This is a genomic window from Paenibacillus sp. JT31N17 (genome assembly GCF_056269255.1).
Map to the genome: position 1 here is coordinate 13,054 of NZ_JBWDNP010000015.1, position 17,478 is coordinate 30,531.

Genomic DNA, 17,478 nt, shown 5'->3' on the forward strand with positions numbered 1-17,478 from the left:
AAATCGGCAGCCTCATTCCGTTAAGTGGGCAGAATAATGAAATATAACCTTTTGGCAGTATCACAATAAATCAGTTTCTGAATTATTTGACAACATCGGATTCAGAGTTTGATGCAACGCGACTGATTATAAATAGTAACGGGATATAGGCAAAGATGAAATAAAATCCTGACTCATTTATGATTTTTTCTAATGCACCGATCTTCGTTTGTTCTTTGAACGCAAGCGCGGCGATGAGAAGGGCTGCCAGTATAACGGGTAGAGACAGCCGGGGTTTAAGCGCAGCAACTCTTTTCATAATTCTTGTACAGCACCAAATAGGGATACAAACTGTCGGGATGATAACCAAAAGCCAGATAAAAATAAAAAGGTATTCGAACCTTGCAATGAAGGATAACTCAACGATTTTCGTCATCGCCAAGGTTGGCCATATCGTATGTTTCAGCAGTCCCTGACTAAAAAACATCAGGGTTACAATGATTATTGCCATATGTTTGAATGTGCTGAAAAGCAAGGCGAAATGCGCCCATTTTTCGTTTTTTTCGGGTAATTTCAAGAAAGGGAAGTAAATAAGCAAAGTTTCAAGTCCGAAGAAAATGAAACTGGAGGATTTAGATCCTTTTAGCAAATCAAGAAAAGAATGATTGAGCAAAGGCAATAAATTATGGAGATCGCCTTGTCGCATCGGGAAGTAAAGCAAAAAGAGCAAAGGGATCAAAGCCCCAAAAAAGCTAAACCCGGCAACAACCCTGAAACCGCCGGATACGACATAATAAATCATGCAAATTAAGAGACCTGCCAAAGCCCACGTTCTAAGGGTTGGAAATACCCATACTTGAATGATTTCAATGTAAGTTCGGAAGTAAAATAGAGCCATTATGAAATAGTATCCGACTAATAGCAGAGAAACGGCATTGCCCATGAAGCTGCCGAGGATCTTTCGATGTAAGTCAATTACGTCTTTAGCTGGATTACCGAGCATCTTATAAGCCATCCAGATGATTAGATGCAGGCTCAAACCCATTAGGATAATCGATATCCAGGCATCTTGACCGGCATCCTCAAGGACAAGACTTTGAAAATTTAGAATGTTAGCGGCAGTTTGGGAAACGCCGATTAAGAAAAATACAAAGTATCCGGAAATTGTGTAATTTTCCTTCACCCGATTCTGCACTAATGACCAACCCCTGAGTGTGAAATAATAATCTTCGTCTTAACTTCAAAATCCAGATTGGGGTAGATTTTCCCATTAAATTCGTTCTCGCTATACCTTTTATGCTGCCTCCTGTATTGCTCTCCGAAGCCGATAGGATCGACGTTGTTATTTTGTAAACGGATTAGCATCGTTTTGATTTCCGAAGCTAATTTTTCTTCGATTTGCTTCTTCACTTTATGCAAATCGTCTTTTTTTTGAGCGTTTATATTTTCTGGAATTTCTCTAAGCACTATGGTTAATTCAAGGGATATCGCTGCTTTTCCGTTTTGCGCGATGGTTATTTTTCTCTTTCCGTGCAGAATGATAAAGGAATACATATCTTTTGGACCGGTCGTGAAATCATATTCGCCTGTCAGGGCTTTGTCTTTAAGGAGCTTTAAATATAATCCTTCTTCGTTGGTTAACCAAAGCTTTAATTCGTCCTCTTTAAAGACGCCGACACCATCCATATGTAATAAGCCCTGATCCTTATTGATAACGGGTAAATAAACATCCTGGCCTTCTCCATAATACTGATTTATGAATGAATGATAATTTGTCATCGGCGTATTTCCATGATGCATGTTTTGTTCGATTAGCTCCGATAAGAAAAAGGGAGGTTTTTTTAACGTTTCGGATATTATCGAACTGGCATTTTGTTTTGTTATAACTATGGTAGCATTGCTGCTTTTAATGGATTCTCGATTGATGATATCGGCAAGCTCAGAGATGGCTTCTGTTGCGATTTTTTCGCTAATTACCAATGTGCGCATTTGACCGATTTCGATAGGTTGAGGAGACTTGGCAGCTAGGGCTGTGAACATTCCGTACATGATTTTCGACTCCGCTGTTATCGGGGATACGGATTGTTCCCGGAAGGCTTTTATATACGTAGGATAAGAAGCGCTTATCTTATACGTCTCTCCTTCGATGTCTACGCCCATGCTTTGTAGAATACTAATCCGGTCGATTATCGTCTCTTGCGCGCAACCGGATAATAGGCAACAGCAGAGGAGAGCCAGGATATGCCCTTTCATGAATTCATCCTCCTATCTGCGCAACACTATTCATTATTATAGTCGTCACCGATATCTTTATTTTTTTGCACGGAATATCTTTTTGTCGAGAGAGGACGACTAAATAAAAATCGTTTAGAAAGAAGGGTAAAGGAAGAACGGATAAAACTGTCGTTGAAACTTTTGTGGCGAAAAGGGAACACGGGCACGATATACGGCGAACCCATCGATTTCAAACGCAATAAATGGCCTAAAATAAACATTAACCCAAACATTATGCCTAAACCGCCCCACAAGGATGCTAAGATAATCAAGGGAAAACGTAAAAACCGTATCGTGTTGGACATTTTAAAGGCAGGCGTGGTAAAGGATGCCAATGCCGAAAGAGCTACGATGATGAGCAAAATATTACTGGTTAAACCAGCTTGCACCGCTGCTTGCCCAAGTACGATGCCCCCTACAATGCCCAACGTTTGACTGACTTTTGTAGGCAATCTGGACCCGGCTTCGCGCAGCAGCTCGATGGTTATTTCCAAGAACAGGACTTCCAGCAAAGGAGGGAACGGAACGTTTATTCTGGATTCGATAATTGGGCCTAAAAGATCTCTGGGAATGATTGTGTAGTGAAAAGTAAGAATCGCAACATAAAAGGAAGTAGCCAGCATTGAAAACACAATCCCAAAATAACGAATAAGACGAAAGAATGAACCCAAAATCCACGGCAAATAGTAATCTTCCCCAGAAGCTATAAAGCTAAATAAGTTGACGGGTCCCGAAAGTACAGTAGGAGAACCGTCACATATAAGGGATACTTGCCCGTTTATCAAAGAATACATGATTCTGTCCAGGCGTTCACTGGACAAAAATAACGGGAAGGGAGAATTCGAGTTGTCTGTGATAAGTTGTTCCAGAAGAGAACTGTCAAAAACCACGTCAAAATCAAGGTCCAAGAGCCTCTGCCTTGCCGTATTTACATGTTGAGGATTGGTAATACCCTCCAAATAAGCGATAACGATTCTCGTTTTTGAAATAGAACCAACGATGAGTTCCTCAAATATAAGTTTTTCAGTTACAAGCGCTCTTCGAAGTAAAGTCATATTGGTATCTATATTTTCGACAAAACCGACCTTCGGACCAATTACGCTGTATTCATTTTCGGTATCATTATAACCACGATGGCCCAGTTTTAAATCCGCGATGTTCACTAAAAGGCCTTCATTTAGATGGGGATCCATTTGAAGGAAAATTGAGCCGTGAGCCAAACTTTGTAAAATTTCTTCCAGGTCTGAAGAAAGTTTGATTCCTTCAATGGGAATCAAGGCCTTTAAATTATGCAAATTTTTGATTTCACCATTCGAGATTTGAATAAAAGAGAGTAAATCATGGTGAAATTGTTCATGGTTTATAAGCGTTTTATAGTACGAAAAATGAAGTAGCTTATCTTTTATGCTTAGGGTTATCTGTAGAAAATCATCTGATTTTGAGAGCTCTCTTAAAGCTTTATGTATATTGGGGAGCATAAGACGTACCACCTGTCCAAGATAAGTAATTCGTCTTATTATGAGGTTCTGAAGCTGAAGTTATACCCGTTATTTTACAATAGAGCAATCAGGTAAGGGATAGTGATGAATCTGAGCTGAAGCAGCGATCGTTATGCTGAGAATGGCCTATAGAACCAAGAATATGCTACCTTTTCCCGCCGCTGTCCCGGATAATATCCGGTTCTCCCCTTTTTTTACGAATGACAGCCATAATCCACAATAAGGCTGGATACCCGATCGTAATAATCAGTCCTATTTTTCCGACAAATTCAAGAATCTGGTACATTTGAAGAATGTTTTGCGGCAGCATGGCGATCAGAAAGATAAAAGGGAGTATGAAATAAACGAACATTTTATGATCACGCAGATGAAACATATAGGTCAAGGATCTGATGATAAAGTAATAACAGGAGAACAGAGCCGTGAACACATTGGTCACGAATACCGCCAGAAGCGCCGCATCCAGCCGCTCCAATATATTAGCCGGAACCGAGGTTGTTTTTGCCAATTCCAAGGTGGGCCACATCAATAATTTGACTTCCTCAGGTCCGAATACGGCTACAGAAGCAATGACGATGAGTACAAATGTGCCGCTCGGAACTGCCCAGCCCCAAAGCATGGACACATAGGCTCTCTTGGGGGAGCGCATGAATGGGATGACCAGCGTCATGATGAATGAGCCTTGAAACAAGGCGGCAATCATTAATATCCCGGAAAACAATTGATGATGCTCGTTTCCCCATATCGGGAGTAAATTCAGAATATGGGAATTTTTCAAAGACAAGCTTATAACGGTAACACCTGGCACCAAAATAAAAGGCATATAAAAAAGGTGGGTATTGACGAAGGTCACAATGTCGGTTCTTGCGAAGATTGCGGCAAGCAGCAGCATGACAAGGACAGTCACTTCCAAGGGAGTCTGTCTCAATAGGGATGTGACGACAACTTCTCCGAATTCCCGGGAAATGAGCGCAGTCCATACGGTGAAAAACGAAACAATGCTCATGCTTGCCACAAATGCGGTACCCCTTCCCAGAATGTCCTCGCTGTACTGCACGATCGATTTTTCAGGAAAACGTACGCCAAGAACTGTAACGAGAAGCAGCCCGAACAATCCGACCAATGCCCCGATTAATGTGATAAGCGGAGCTCCCGTATCAGCAGCAAAAACGGCAAGACGGGGAAGCGCGAATACGCCGGCTCCAACCGTTGTACTAATCAGAACCGCTGCCACCTGGATCGTTGTGAGTTGACGCATCTCCAAGATGATTTTCTCCTTCCCAGAAACAAGTAATGATACAGGTAGGCTTCCATTTTTTTCATCCAAATATGTATCGCAGCCTTGTTATGGCGATTGAATACAAAAAATTGGGCACAATATGTAAAACATTTCTGTCGAAGAGGGATCAAGTTGAAAAGAATCATGAACCGTGAGAATTACAAAAAATCTGTTGATGCTCTATATAAGCTTTCCTCCTGGCTGCACTTTGGGATCTACATCCTTATTCTCATTGCGTTGTGCCTTGGTATAGTCGGATTCATTAGCAAATGGTTTACATTATTAAACCAACCGTCTGATGTTCTGAATGATTTTCACCAAGTAGCAGAGGATATTTTTTCGTTGATCCTGGTCTTCGAAATAATGGAATTGCTGCGGCTGCGGAATCCCATGCGTCTCACAGATATTTTCTTAACGGTATTGGCACGTAAAATGCTTTTATCACCAGAGGAAAATAACCTCATTCTTTTGCAATCCATTTCGTTTTGCCTTGTTCTTGTGTGCAGGATAGTATGCACCCGGTTTATGAAGGATTAAATATGCATCAAAAAATGTAAAGGTCAGCCGGAGATATCTGGCTGGCCTTTCTTAATGACCGGATCGGGAGAGGACCAGTCTGATAGAGTAATTTTGACTCGAACCTTATCGGAGCAACATTAATATTTTTACAGACACTTCAAATAATGGACTCTTTTAGGACGCTCTTACGTATTAAATATAGATTCTGCCCCAAGCGTATGCTTTCGAAGGAGGATGGTCGATACGGTAAGCATCGCAAACAAACTATTTTACTATTTTAGGAGGTTCTAATGCGAAAAAGAGGATTGTGGATGACGGCTGCGGCACTTGTGGTGTCGCTGCTGATACCGACGGGAGCTATGGCTGCCGGTCAAAGCGATACGCCCGACTATGAGGCCACGCGGAAGGCTGCTGCCGAGAAAGCCGAGCTGCTTACTGGAACTTACAATACGACAAGCGTTCAGTATGCTCTTATCGATCAAGGCAGGATTGTCATCTCCGGCGAGTCCGGCCGCAACGACGAGAAGGGAAAAAAGCCGCTGACGGAGGACACGATGTACGGCATCGGGTCGACAAGCAAAATGTTCATAACGGCGGCCGTGATGAAGCTGGCAGACGAAGGGAAAATCGATCTGGACACGCCTGTCGTTCAGTATATCCCGGACTTTACGATGCAAGATGAGCGTTACAAGCAAATTACGCCGCGCATGCTGCTGAATCATTCATCCGGACTTTACGGTTCGACGCTAACCAACGCTTTTTTATTTGAAGACGACGATACCTACGCGCACGATATACTGCTGAAGAAATTAGCGGATCAGAAGCTGAAGGCCGATCCCGGCGCGTATTCGGTTTACAGCAACGACGGGTTTACATTAGCTGAGCTTTTGGTAGAGCAGGTCAGCGGCATGGACTTCACCTCGTATATTCATCAATATTTTACGCAGCCGCTGGGAATGTCCAATACCAAGACCCCGCTGGATCAGCCTGACACATCCCGCATGGCGGGACTTTACTTCCCTACATATCAGGGACAGCTGCCGAACGAGACAGTCAACGTTATCGGAACCGGCGGCATCTACTCTACGGCGGAGGATTTGGTCCGTTTCTCGCAAATCTTCACCGGGCAAACCGAAGGCATACTCTCAGAAGATTCGGTAACCGCTATGGAGCAGGAAGAGTATAAGAGAGGAATGTGGCCCGAGGATGCGGATACGTCTGTCAATTACGGGCTTGGTTGGGACAGCGTCAATCTGTTCCCGTTCGGCAATTATGGCATTAAGGCGCTGACGAAGGGCGGAGACACAATTCTCTATCACGCCTCGCTCGTCGTGCTTCCCGAGCATAACATGGCCGCTGCAGTTCTCTCTTCCGGCGGCGCCAGCACGACGGACCAGCTGCTGGCGAATGAAATTCTGCTGGGAGCGCTGCAGGAAAAAGGGGTCATTGCCGAAATCAAGCCTGAGAAGTCGTTCGGCGCTCCAGTCAAGGCAGCGATGCCGGCGGAAATGATGAATGAAGCGGGAATATACGGAGCGACGAATCAAGTGATCAAGGCAGACATCAGCAAGGAAGGCGAACTGTCCGTATCGTCGGTGCAAATGCCGGAGGCTCCGGCAGAGAAATATGTGTACACAGCGGATGGATCGTTCATGAGTGCGGACGGAAACACGAAGCTCAGCTTCATGCAGGAGGAGAACGGGCATACGTATCTGTGGATCCGGGCATATGTCTCGCTGCCGGGTCTGGGCCAGACGGCCTTGTCGCACTACTCCGCCGAGAAGCTTGAAGCCAACAGCATACCGGAAGAGACTGCTGCGGCATGGAAGGAGCGCAGCGGCAAGAAATATTACCTGGTCGATGAGAAATATACGTCGCTTGCGTATTTGCTGCTGCCGACCCTCAAGTTGGACTTGTTCCAAGAAACGCCCGGTTATGTGCTGGACCAAAAAATAACCGGTCCGAACACATCGGCCGGCGACTTGCAGATCCCGACGATGGCGGGCAGAGATACCCAGGCCTTTACCTTCTATAAAGAAGATGGAATCGAATATCTCGAATCAGGAGGAAGCCTCTATGCGAGTGAAGCCGCGGTGAAGCCGATCTATCCGGGCAAAAAATCGACAGCGACGATCCCGGAGAGCGGTCTGGCCAAGTGGTATACGGTATCCGGCAAAGCCGCCGGCAAGACCATACAGGTGAAGATGCCTGTGCACGGCTCGTTTGCCATATATGACGAACAGGGTACATGCGTGAACTACAGTGTAATCAGCGGCAATCATAAATTCGTACTGCCTGAGAACGGCTCCATTGTTTTTGCCGGCGAAGCCGGTTCGAAAATAGATATTTCCATTAAATAATACCTAAAACCAAAAGAGGGGGATTGTCTGCTGTCCAGACATCTCCCTCTTTCGTTATGCCGGCATGTTGTTGATGGGATTTATTGGAAAATATTAGATATAACAAGTCATAAAACCGTTAATCCAATCCTTTTACTGCGTAGTGAATGTTGGGAGTACGTTTTATAGTATAAGTACGAGGTCAGCATTCATGATAGGATGTGGGATAATGAAAACTAAAGTGTTAACAAAATCACAAATCGAGCAATTCATCGAACTCGGATATGTTCATCTGGAAGAGGCGTTTCCGCGCAAGTCGGCGCTTGCCGCGCAAGATTTTCTCTGGACAGAGATAGAAAAGCAGGGTGTGAAGAAGAATGACCGCTCTACCTGGAATCAGCCGATGGTGCACATCAAGGAACAGTTTGACGCAGAGGAATTTCAAGTATGCAACACCTTGAGGCTGGCCGACGCCATTGAGGATGTGGTCGGAGAAGGCCGTTGGAAGGAACGCTCCGTATATGGGCAGGACGGTGACAAGACGCAGTGGGGCTGGTGGCCGATCAACTTCGCATCAGGAGCGGATCTCCCTTGGGATGTGCCGGCTAAGGGGTGGCACTGGGACGGAATGATGCGTCCGCATTATGTTGACAGTCCGGAGCAGGGCTTATTGCTGCTGTGCGTATTCTCGGAGATCGGCACACACAGCGGAAGCACACTGGTTGCCGAAGGTTCCCATAAAGTCGTCGCCAATGTACTGGCAGAGCATAACTACGGTCCTATGGCAGGTGAAGCGATCCAGATAGCCAACCGCTCTCACCCCTGGTTGAGGGAGCTGACGGATACAAAAGACCGTGATGCAGCGGTAGCTGATATCTATGCGAACGACACGGCTGCAGCGGCTGTGCCCGGAGGTAGTGATCGTATTCAAAGGTTCATGGAGCAGACGCATGTGGACAGCAACGGGTTTCATCTGCGGGTGGTTGAGACGCCCGCATCTCCTGGCGATGTGCTGCTCTGCCATCCGTTCCTTTATCATAGCGCGTCGCAGAATCATTCCGGGGTGCCCAGATTCATGTGCAACCGCGCCACTCCTCTGGACAGACGGATGAATTTGAACAGAGCGAATGCTGAGGATTATTCTCCGCTTGAGATCAGCGTGCGGCGTTCAATAGAGCGGACTTGAACCGCCTCATACACTCCAGGCATTAATCAATAAGCCGCCGTTTCCTTCGGGAGATGAGCGGCTGTTTTCTTGTTTATTGCCAATGGATTTCACAGAAGTCCTCATACAAAAATGCCCCGCGCACAGCATTCGTCGCCAAGGGCTGAAGTTCACTCATTCCTTGAGGACACCGCTGAGTGCGGGGCATTTTTTTAACTGTCAGAAAGTATAAAATTTGGCCTCTACTTTTCAGATAATTTTGAGGAAGAAACTAACTTTTGCCGCCAAAAGACGGCTTCAGCCGTTTTCTTCTTGGTGTTATGAGTATACGCTCCTCTAATTTGTCAGCTGCATGAACAGTTCAAAACAGGCTTGCGTGCAGCCGTCGTCTCGTCCAATCTTCGGACAACCGTGTTATAGGGCGCGTTGATGACGAGCTCCGGATTGGTTCTGGCTTCTTCAGCAATCCGGATCATGGTATCAATGAAGCCATCAAGCGTCTCTTTACTCTCGGTTTCGGTAGGCTCAATCATAATACACTCCTCCACGTTAAGCGGGAAGTATATGGTCGGCGGGTGGTATCCAAAGTCAAGCAGCCGCTTGGCAACGTCCAGCGTCCGAACGCCGAAGGCTTTCAGGCCGCTCCCCGACATAACGAACTCGTGCTTGCACAGGCCAGGATAGGGAATCTCGTAATGCGAAGCAAGGCGGTGCATCATATAGTTGGCATTAAGAACCGCGCATTCGGATACGCGCCGCAGCCCTTCCGGACCGTATGTCCGGATATAGGTATACGCGCGGACTAGAATGCCGAAGTTGCCGTAAAAGGCTTTGACGCGGCCAATCGATTCGGGACGTTCGTAATCAAAGAAGTATGATCCGTCTTCTCTGCGGCTGACGAGCGGCTTCGGCAAGAAGGGGATAAGAATGCTCTTCACGCCGACCGGACCCGAACCGGGGCCGCCGCCGCCATGGGGCGTGCTCATCGTCTTATGCAGGTTAAGATGCACGACGTCAAACCCCATATCGCCCGGACGGGTAATTCCCATAATGGCGTTAGAGTTTGCACCATCGTAATAGAGCAGGCCGCCCGCTTCGTGAACGATCTCCGCGATCTCCACAATCTGCTCCTCAAACAGGCCGAGCGTGTTTGGATTGGTGAGCATCAGGGCTGCAGTATCACTGCCCACCTCCGCGCGAAGAGCATCCAAATCGACCATGCCGCGTTCATTTGACTTGATCGTAACCGTCTCGAAACCTGCGACGGTCGCACTTGCCGGATTTGTTCCGTGCGACGAGTCGGGAACGATCACCTTTGTCCGTTTATCGCCTCTGCTCTCGTGGTAGGCGCGGATCATCATCAGGCCGGTCCATTCGCCGTGGGCGCCCGCCGCAGGCTGCAGCGTCACCTGGTCCATGCCGGTCAGTACAGCGAGATCATTTTGCAGCGTGTACATAATCTCGAGCGCCCCCTGGATGCTTTCCTCCGGCTGATACGGATGTATCTTGGCGAAGCCGGCAAAGCGCGCTGTATCCTCGTTGATTTTGGGATTGTACTTCATCGTACAGGAGCCAAGCGGATAAAAGCCGTTGTCTACGCCGAAGTTGCGGCGGGACAGCTCGGTGTAATGACGGATGACGTCCACCTCATACACTTCGGGAAGCTGCGCGGGGACCGCCCTTAGCATCGAGGACGGAATATATTCAATATGATCCGCTTCCGGCACGTCGCAAGGCGGGAGAGAATAGGCCGCGCGGCCCGGCTTGCTCAGCTCGAAAATAAGTGATTTTTCATGTTTCGCAGACATCCGGCTCGCCTCGTTCCTGTTCGTATCGCCGGTGCCCGACGTTGTCGTTGTCATATCGATTCCCCCAGTCGGCTTACAAAGCTGTCGATTTCGGTGCGGGTGCGTTTTTCAGTGACGGCGACCAGCATATGCCCTTCAAGCTCCGGATAGGCGAGACCCAGATCGTAGCCGCCGAGAAAGCCGGATTCGAGGAGCTTCAGATTTATATTTTTCACTGACGCTCCGTCCGGAAGCTTTACGACGAACTCGTTGAAGAATGGAGCGGAGAACGGAAGCTTGAATCCGGATTGCTGCTTAAATTGGTGGGCGGCATAGTGTGCCTTCTGCAGGTTCAGGTTGGCCGCTTCCCGTAAGCCTTCCTTGCCCATTGTCGATAAGTAAATGGAAGCGCACAGGGCGAGCAGCGCCTGGTTCGAGCAGATGTTGGAGGTCGCCTTCTCGCGGCGGATATGCTGCTCCCGTGCCTGAAGCGTCAGCACAAAGCCGCGTTTGCCGTCGATGTCGGTCGTCTGACCGACGATCCTGCCTGGCATACGGCGCATGAGCGGCTCCGCGACAGCGAAAAAGCCGCAGGTAGGACCGCCCAGCGATTGCGGGATACCCAGCGGCTGCGCATCGCCGACGACGATGTCTGCGCCGATCTCGCCAGGCGCCTCGAGCAGACCAAGTGACATCGGATTGGCGCTGACGATGAATAGCCCTTTAACTCCATGAATAATCGGCTTGATCGCGGAGAGGTCTTCGACAGAGCCGAAAAAATTTGGCGACTGGATGAGCACCGCCGCCGTCTTTGAGCTGACGGCTGCCCGAAGGGCGTCGAGGTCAGTTACGCCGTTTGCATAGCCGATCTCCAGGATCTCCAAATTCAGGCCCTTGGCCATGGTTTGCACCATTTGCCGAGCTTCAGGGTGGACCGTGCGCGAGATGACGAGCTGTTTTCTTTTGGTCGCCCCGGCCGCAAGCGCACCGGCTTCGGACAGGGCAGTAACCCCGTCGTACATGCTCGCGTTGGCGACAGCCATACCGGTCAGTTCACAAATATACGATTGAAATTCGAAGATAGCCTGAAGCTCGCCCTGGCTGATTTCCGGCTGGTAAGGCGTGTATGCGGTATAAAATTCGGAGCGTGAGATCATATGGTTGATGACAACCGGTATATGGTGATCATATATGCCGGCTCCGAGGAAGCTCTTATAGCGGTCCATGTCGGCGTCCCGTCCGGCCAGCTCCTTCATATGCTCAAGCAGCGAAAATTCGTCGAGTGCGGAAGAAATAGGCAGCACTCCACGGTATCGGATCGATTCGGGAATATCGCGGAACAATTCCTCCGTTGTTGAGGCGCCGACCGTCTTCAGCATGTCGGTCTGATCCTGATCGGTCATCGGAATATAGCGGTGAATATTGGTCATCTTCGATCACTCCTTTGGAAGCCTTTTATAAAATGGCGTCTTGACGACCTCAGCCCTCAGCCGCTTCAAGCGGATTTCTACCCACAGCACAGTTCCGGGATATGCATAGTCACTATGGATCAAGGCAAGACCCAGATTGCGCTTCAACGTCGGGGACTGGGTTCCCGATGTGACTTCGCCAATCAAAGAGTCATTCATGTAGATGGGGTAATGAGAGCGGGGAATTCCCCGGTCGATCATTTCAATACCGACCAGTTTGCGGCGGAGACCTTCGTTTTTTTGCCTGAGCAACGCATCGCGTCCGATGAACATTTCCTTGTCAAGCTTGACGAAATATCCGGCGCCCGCCTCAAGCGGCGTAATCGTCTTCGAAAGTTCCTGTCCGTACAGCGGCAAGCGGGCCTCAAAGCGAAGGGTATCGCGCGCCCCTAACCCGGCAGGAACCAGTCCGTGCATCTCGCCTGCAGCCATCAAAGCATGCCAGACACCGCCAGCCTGCTCCGCTGCCACGTAGATTTCGAAGCCGTCTTCGCCGGTGTAGCCTGTTCGGGATACAAGGGTGCTTGCTCCGGCAATAGATACCTTATTCCTGAAGTGGAAGGGGGCCAGCTCGAGCACCGCCGCTCCGATTCCTGCGGATGCAAGGACAGCGGCCGCATTAGGCCCCTGCAGGGAAAGCAAAGCCATCTTGTCGGAAATATTATCCAGAATGACGTCTCCGATCAAATGTTCCCTCAGCCACTCGAAATCCTTGTCGATATTGGATGCATTCACGACAAGCATATATTGATCCGCCGTTAGCCTATAGATAAGCAAATCATCGACCACGCCTCCATCCGGATAGCACATCAGCGTGTATTGCGCCTGGCCGTCTGTCAGCCTCGACACGTCATTCGTCGTCATTTTCTGCAGAAAGCCTTCCGCGAATTGACCGGTTATCATAAATTCACCCATGTGCGAGACGTCAAATAACCCGGCTTGCCGCCGCACGGCGTCATGTTCTGCCTGAATGCCGGAGAACTGTACCGGAAGCTCCCATCCGCAGAAGTCGATGCAGCGGATACCAGGATAGCCGGCATAAACCGGGTATAGCGGGGTTTTTCTAATTAATTCGGTCATCCTCATTCACTCCTCTTTGGTTCGTGATTGCAGGCCAATGCAAATAAGGACAGAAGCAAAAAGAATGCGCACAAAGTAGAAGTTACTTTCCTGCGTTTCTTTTTGCTCTGTCCTTTGTACCTGAGAGTTACCCCGAATAATAGATCCGGCTTTCCCCTTGGGTGACGCCGGCCTTTACAGGATGCCGTGCGTTCTCTCCAGAGTCGCGTCCGATAAATGTCCTTTTGCCTGAGAGATTCACCTCATGTGAGGTTTACTCCTTCGGCGCCGCCTCCATCCTGCCGATGGGCGATCTCTCCCTTTATCATCATCCGCTTATTTGGTTGTCATAGTATATTCTTACAGATTTTAAGAGTGTGAGTCAACAAAATATTTTTTTATAAAAAATATTCGTCAGATTTATTGACATGGTGATGTACCTGCATTAATCTATAAACGATTAGCGGATGACGATGGCAGGGAGAGACCAGGCGGGTGTAACGACCCTCCGGCACCGAAGGGGCAAGTCGACAAGGCCAGCCAGCCGGTCGATTAATCTCTCAGGTAAAAGTACCTTCATCCGACGCAACTCTGGAGAGTGCAAACTTGAGGGAGCGCAAGCGGTAATGACGCTTAAACTCTCAGGTACCCGGGACAGAGAACACGGCATAAAGCCTGTTCTCTGTCCTTTTTTTTGAAAATTAAGAAAAGATAAACTACCTCCACACTTGCTTCCATTACTGAGGGAAGAAACTTGCTGCCGCTGCCAGCAGGACGGCGAAGCCGTTTCAACATGTGCATGAAAACGACTTACGTCAGATGCCTGGTTCCGGCAGGATCAGTCTCACGGCTTTGGACAAATAATCAAAAAGAGGGTGCAAATATGAGCGATGTAAAAGCAGGGCTGCGGTATTCGGAAGAGCATGAGTGGGTTGAGGCGCATGGAGCCACGGTACGAATTGGAATAACGGACTTCGCGCAAAATCAGCTCGGAGATATCGTGTTCGTGGAGCTGCCCGAGGTCGATGCCCTGCTGGAGGCCAATCAGCCAATGGGAACGATCGAATCGGTCAAAACCGTTTCCGATCTATTCAGCCCCGTAAGCGGTAAGGTAACGAAAGTGAACGAGAGTCTGCTGGACTCACCGGAAAAAGTGAATGAAGATCCTTATGGCGAAGGCTGGATTATTGAGGTTGAGGTGGATGGTGATGCCACGGAAATGGTAGCCGGACTTCTGAGCGCGGAGAGCTACGAAAAGTTCATTGCTTCCAACTAAGGAGGAAGGGAGATATTGTAAGGATTTGAGGAATGCCCATTCGCCTGGGGGCGGATGGCTTCCTCGAAGAACATAAGGAATGATCCGCCTCCACTATTTTGCAAGCGATTTCAATCCCGGCCTCTTCCACCGGACAGCTGTCCCAAATAAATGCTTCCTGACTTGAAGGGATTGGTCTATCAATCTCGAATGAATTTCGAAGGATGAATTTGAGTACTAGAATGCAGGAGGGATTTTTATGTGGAACCCGGATTTGTATCTGAAGCAATTATATGACAATATCCAACCCGTTGAAAGCTTTCGCGCGGATTCGCAGCAGGAATGGGAGGAGTGGAGGAGTCGTCTGCGGAAACGACTGGTTCAATTGCTGGGCGGATTTCCCGAAGAGGTGCCAAGTCTTTCGCCGGTACTGCTGGAATCGGAGGATTGCGGAACCTATATTCGTCAACGCGTTCAAATTCAGACCTATCCACAGCTCTATATGCCAATCTATGTCCTTATCCCCAAAGAAAGCAATGGCCATCCAGGGGCGGTTATCGCTTGTCACGGGCATGGATATGGCAGCAAGGATATAGTGGGCCTCAATCCCGACGGCACGAAAAAAACGGGCCATCCAGGGTACCAGAAGGATTTTGCCGTCGAGCTTGTCAATCAGGGTTTTCTCACCCTGGCGCCTGAGCTGCTGGGATTTGGGGACCGTAAACTAAAGGAGGATGAGGATGCCCAGGCCTCGAACTCCTGCCATAAGCTATCAACCTTTCTTCTGGCTGTAGGCCAAACGATGGCGGGTTACCGGGTATTTGAGACGCTCCGATGTGTGGATTATCTGTTCACCCGTCAGGATGTTGATCTGGAGCGTATTGGATGCATGGGCATCTCCGGCGGAGGTCTCGTATGCTCGTATGCGGCCGCCATCGATGACAGAATCTCTGCTGCGGTAGTAAGCGGATTTACCAACACCTTCAAAGACAGCATTTTATCCATCCATCATTGTGTCGACAACTATGTCCCCGGGTTGTCTCTTGCTGCAGAAATGCCTGATCTGCTCAGTCTGATCGCTCCTAGACCGCTGCTGATTGAAGCCGGGACGCAGGACCCGATTTTCCCTGTTCAAGCCACCAGGGAAGCGTATGGCAAGCTTCAACGCGTTTATGAATTATTGGGAGCTGCTGACCGTCTTGAATTAGACCTCTTTGAGGGTGAACATGAAATATCGGGCAGATTGGCCTACAATTGGTTTCACCGTCAGGAGCATAACTTGTGAAGGTTTTGAATCGGCAATTATTTCTATTGAACCTTCCGGGCAAAAAGGAAACAAATTTAGTTATTTGAAACTCAGCTTGCTTGGGCATATCGGAAGGGGGCCAAACGAACGGCGGACCCTAATTTAACCAATAAAAGGAAAACAGACCGATTTGAAATAGCTATCGGTCTGTTTTTTAGCTTTGTATCTAATTTAAAAACAACATACCACCGAAGGTTGAAAATCATTGGGATACCAGCAATGGAACGTACCGCTCCATTAGTTTTTTGCACGTGTTCCACGGAGGGAAAATCGGCGATCACGAGCGAATTTGACCAATTCCGAGCTTGATTTCCTAGTCACTGTTCAGTGAAAATAAACTGTTAGACTGCCGATAAGCGTTAAGCCAACTGGCAGATTAATTGAGTAATTTCCTTTCCAGAAAGGCTGTTTTCTGGAACCTTTAACTGTAGAGCTGCGTCTAAAATGCATGGTGAACAGCTGTTACAATAATCACAACTTAAAAGGAGAATCACAATGATGAGGATGGTTCGAAAAGGAATTACTGTTGCGATCGCCACGGTCTTACTTGCGGGCGTACCGTTCATGACGTGGCTGGGAATGGCGACGCAGGCCGAAGCCGCCTCAGCCGGCGTTCAAATTACGGTAATGGGAAAGGCGGTACAATCGGATTCGCCGCCGATTATCGACCAAGGACGGGTGCTTATACCGCTTCGCGTGGTTGCTGAAGCATTCGGAGCTGCGGTGCAGTGGGATGCCAAAACAAGTACGGCAACGGTTCGCAGGTGGTCCGATACGGCCCGGTTTAAATCGAACAGTCAGGTCGCCGTTATCGACCGTGAGATGTCCGGCGGCACAAGTCACAGCACCGTGAAGCTTGATGCTCCAATGAAGCTGTACAATAACCGGGCGTATGTGCCGCTGCGGTTTCTCGGTACCCAGTTCGGCTATAAAGTAACCTGGCACGACCATATCGCCGCCCTTGACTCGAAATTGAGTGCGAAGGATCAACGTACATTGTTAGAGGGTGACCTTAAGGATGCGCGAAAGATTGCGAATGGCCTTGGCGGCGATCTGTATTATACGCATGATCCGCTCACGCCGCGCAGCTATGTTGGAGATAGGGACGGCGTTACGACGCTGTTTCCGGAAGGCGAAGCGCTCCGTTTCTATAGGTTCGAGGACGATATTGTGTCGCAGGTCGAAATCAAGGACGATTTCGCCTTGGTAACTTGGCAGGGGCGCCTAAACTGCACGACATGCACCAAAGAAAATGCGTTTCAAAGCTTCATGAACCAGCAATGGACCGACGGCCAAGGTATCGCTCCGAAGCCGAGTGGCGATTACGTATATTCCTATTTCCGCATTTTCGGACCAGAAGGCTGGTCGGAATACGGCTATGTAGATGCGGACGGGAAATTGACGCAGACGGGCTACGATCACGGGGAAACAAAAACCGGAACGCTGGAAATCATGAAGACCGGCGAGCAACGTACCGATTCCGTCATTAAGTAAAGAAATAACGTTTGACATGGAGCATACTCCATCAGATAACATTCGTAAATAGCA

General features: G+C 48.5%; 13 protein-coding genes and 3 riboswitches. Of the genes, 6 read left to right on the plus strand and 7 right to left on the minus strand.

What is annotated here, in order from left to right; genetic code table 11:
* Window positions 1-82: 82 nt before the first annotated feature.
* The 4 genes from AC0YOB_RS30670 to AC0YOB_RS30685 form a co-directional block, all read right to left on the minus strand.
* Window positions 83-1,174 carry a GerAB/ArcD/ProY family transporter gene (locus AC0YOB_RS30670; RefSeq protein ID WP_475796007.1) on the minus strand — a complete coding sequence of 364 codons (1,092 nt, stop codon included), beginning with the start codon at window positions 1,172-1,174 and terminating at the stop codon, window positions 83-85.
* Window positions 1,174-2,232: a Ger(x)C family spore germination protein gene (locus AC0YOB_RS30675; protein ID WP_475796008.1), complete on the minus strand. Its 1,059-nt coding sequence runs from the start codon at window positions 2,230-2,232 to the stop codon at window positions 1,174-1,176. Before AC0YOB_RS30675 ends, AC0YOB_RS30670 begins: the two co-directional genes overlap by 1 nt.
* 26 nt (window positions 2,233-2,258) lie before the next feature.
* Window positions 2,259-3,731 (minus strand): spore germination protein, encoded by a 1,473-nt coding sequence (locus tag AC0YOB_RS30680; protein WP_475796009.1) that lies wholly within the window; start codon window positions 3,729-3,731, stop codon window positions 2,259-2,261.
* Window positions 3,732-3,897: 166 nt separating this feature from the next.
* Entirely contained in the window at window positions 3,898-5,010 is a 1,113-nt protein-coding gene (locus AC0YOB_RS30685) for a GerAB/ArcD/ProY family transporter (protein ID WP_475796122.1), read from the minus strand.
* A 153-nt stretch (window positions 5,011-5,163) separates the two neighbouring features.
* On the opposite strand from AC0YOB_RS30685, the gene AC0YOB_RS30690 reads away from it, so the two are divergent.
* From AC0YOB_RS30690 to AC0YOB_RS30700, 3 genes are all read left to right on the plus strand, one after another.
* Window positions 5,164-5,568, plus strand: a complete 405-nt coding sequence (locus AC0YOB_RS30690; RefSeq protein ID WP_475796010.1) for a hypothetical protein — start codon at window positions 5,164-5,166, stop codon at window positions 5,566-5,568.
* A gap of 272 nt (window positions 5,569-5,840) precedes the next feature.
* Entirely contained in the window at window positions 5,841-7,910 is a 2,070-nt protein-coding gene (locus AC0YOB_RS30695; RefSeq protein WP_475796011.1) for a serine hydrolase domain-containing protein, read from the plus strand.
* A gap of 208 nt (window positions 7,911-8,118) precedes the next feature.
* On the plus strand, window positions 8,119-9,075 hold the full coding sequence (locus AC0YOB_RS30700) for a phytanoyl-CoA dioxygenase family protein (protein ID WP_475788102.1): 957 nt from the start codon (window positions 8,119-8,121) through the stop codon (window positions 9,073-9,075).
* 323 nt (window positions 9,076-9,398) lie between these two features.
* Here the strand turns inward: AC0YOB_RS30700 and gcvPB are convergent, their stop codons facing one another.
* From gcvPB to gcvT, 3 genes are read right to left on the minus strand one after another with little or no spacing between them, the layout of a single operon-like run.
* Window positions 9,399-10,862 (minus strand): aminomethyl-transferring glycine dehydrogenase subunit GcvPB, encoded by a 1,464-nt coding sequence (gene gcvPB, locus AC0YOB_RS30705; protein WP_475796123.1) that lies wholly within the window; start codon window positions 10,860-10,862, stop codon window positions 9,399-9,401.
* Window positions 10,863-10,912: 50 nt separating this feature from the next.
* Entirely contained in the window at window positions 10,913-12,271 is a 1,359-nt protein-coding gene (gene gcvPA, locus AC0YOB_RS30710; RefSeq protein ID WP_475796012.1) for an aminomethyl-transferring glycine dehydrogenase subunit GcvPA, read from the minus strand.
* Window positions 12,272-12,277: 6 nt separating this feature from the next.
* On the minus strand, window positions 12,278-13,390 hold the full coding sequence (gene gcvT / locus AC0YOB_RS30715; protein ID WP_475796013.1) for a glycine cleavage system aminomethyltransferase GcvT: 1,113 nt from the start codon (window positions 13,388-13,390) through the stop codon (window positions 12,278-12,280).
* A gap of 105 nt (window positions 13,391-13,495) precedes the next feature.
* Window positions 13,496-13,593, minus strand: a riboswitch (glycine riboswitch).
* A gap of 3 nt (window positions 13,594-13,596) precedes the next feature.
* A riboswitch (glycine riboswitch) is annotated at window positions 13,597-13,701 on the minus strand.
* A 135-nt stretch (window positions 13,702-13,836) separates the two neighbouring features.
* Window positions 13,837-13,955: riboswitch (glycine riboswitch) on the plus strand.
* Window positions 13,956-14,252: 297 nt separating this feature from the next.
* Between gcvT and gcvH the strand changes: the two genes are divergently transcribed.
* The 3 genes from gcvH (at window position 14,253) to AC0YOB_RS30730 (ending at window position 17,424) form a co-directional block, all read left to right on the plus strand.
* A complete protein-coding gene (gene gcvH / locus AC0YOB_RS30720) occupies window positions 14,253-14,645 on the plus strand; it encodes a glycine cleavage system protein GcvH (protein WP_475796014.1) in 393 nt (130 codons plus the stop codon).
* Between the two features lie 238 nt (window positions 14,646-14,883).
* On the plus strand, window positions 14,884-15,909 hold the full coding sequence (locus tag AC0YOB_RS30725; protein WP_475796015.1) for an alpha/beta hydrolase family protein: 1,026 nt from the start codon (window positions 14,884-14,886) through the stop codon (window positions 15,907-15,909).
* A gap of 516 nt (window positions 15,910-16,425) precedes the next feature.
* Window positions 16,426-17,424, plus strand: a complete 999-nt coding sequence (locus AC0YOB_RS30730) for a copper amine oxidase N-terminal domain-containing protein (protein WP_475796016.1) — start codon at window positions 16,426-16,428, stop codon at window positions 17,422-17,424.
* Window positions 17,425-17,478 lie beyond the last annotated feature (54 nt).

Excerpts from the sequence above, each read along its gene's own strand:
- gcvT (WP_475796013.1), bottom strand. The coding sequence starts at position 13,390 with ATGACCGAATTAATTAGAAAAACCCCGCTATACCCGGTTTATGCCGGC.
- AC0YOB_RS30680 (WP_475796009.1), bottom strand. The coding sequence starts at position 3,731 with ATGCTCCCCAATATACATAAAGCTTTAAGAGAGCTCTCAAAATCAGAT.
- gcvPB (WP_475796123.1), bottom strand. The coding sequence starts at position 10,862 with ATGTCTGCGAAACATGAAAAATCACTTATTTTCGAGCTGAGCAAGCCG.
- AC0YOB_RS30685 (WP_475796122.1), bottom strand. The coding sequence starts at position 5,010 with ATGCGTCAACTCACAACGATCCAGGTGGCAGCGGTTCTGATTAGTACA.
- AC0YOB_RS30730 (WP_475796016.1), top strand. The coding sequence starts at position 16,426 with ATGATGAGGATGGTTCGAAAAGGAATTACTGTTGCGATCGCCACGGTC.
- AC0YOB_RS30695 (WP_475796011.1), top strand. The coding sequence starts at position 5,841 with ATGCGAAAAAGAGGATTGTGGATGACGGCTGCGGCACTTGTGGTGTCG.
- AC0YOB_RS30725 (WP_475796015.1), top strand. The coding sequence starts at position 14,884 with ATGTGGAACCCGGATTTGTATCTGAAGCAATTATATGACAATATCCAA.
- gcvH (WP_475796014.1), top strand. The coding sequence starts at position 14,253 with ATGAGCGATGTAAAAGCAGGGCTGCGGTATTCGGAAGAGCATGAGTGG.
- AC0YOB_RS30700 (WP_475788102.1), top strand. The coding sequence starts at position 8,119 with ATGAAAACTAAAGTGTTAACAAAATCACAAATCGAGCAATTCATCGAA.
- AC0YOB_RS30675 (WP_475796008.1), bottom strand. The coding sequence starts at position 2,232 with ATGAAAGGGCATATCCTGGCTCTCCTCTGCTGTTGCCTATTATCCGGT.
- gcvPA (WP_475796012.1), bottom strand. The coding sequence starts at position 12,271 with ATGACCAATATTCACCGCTATATTCCGATGACCGATCAGGATCAGACC.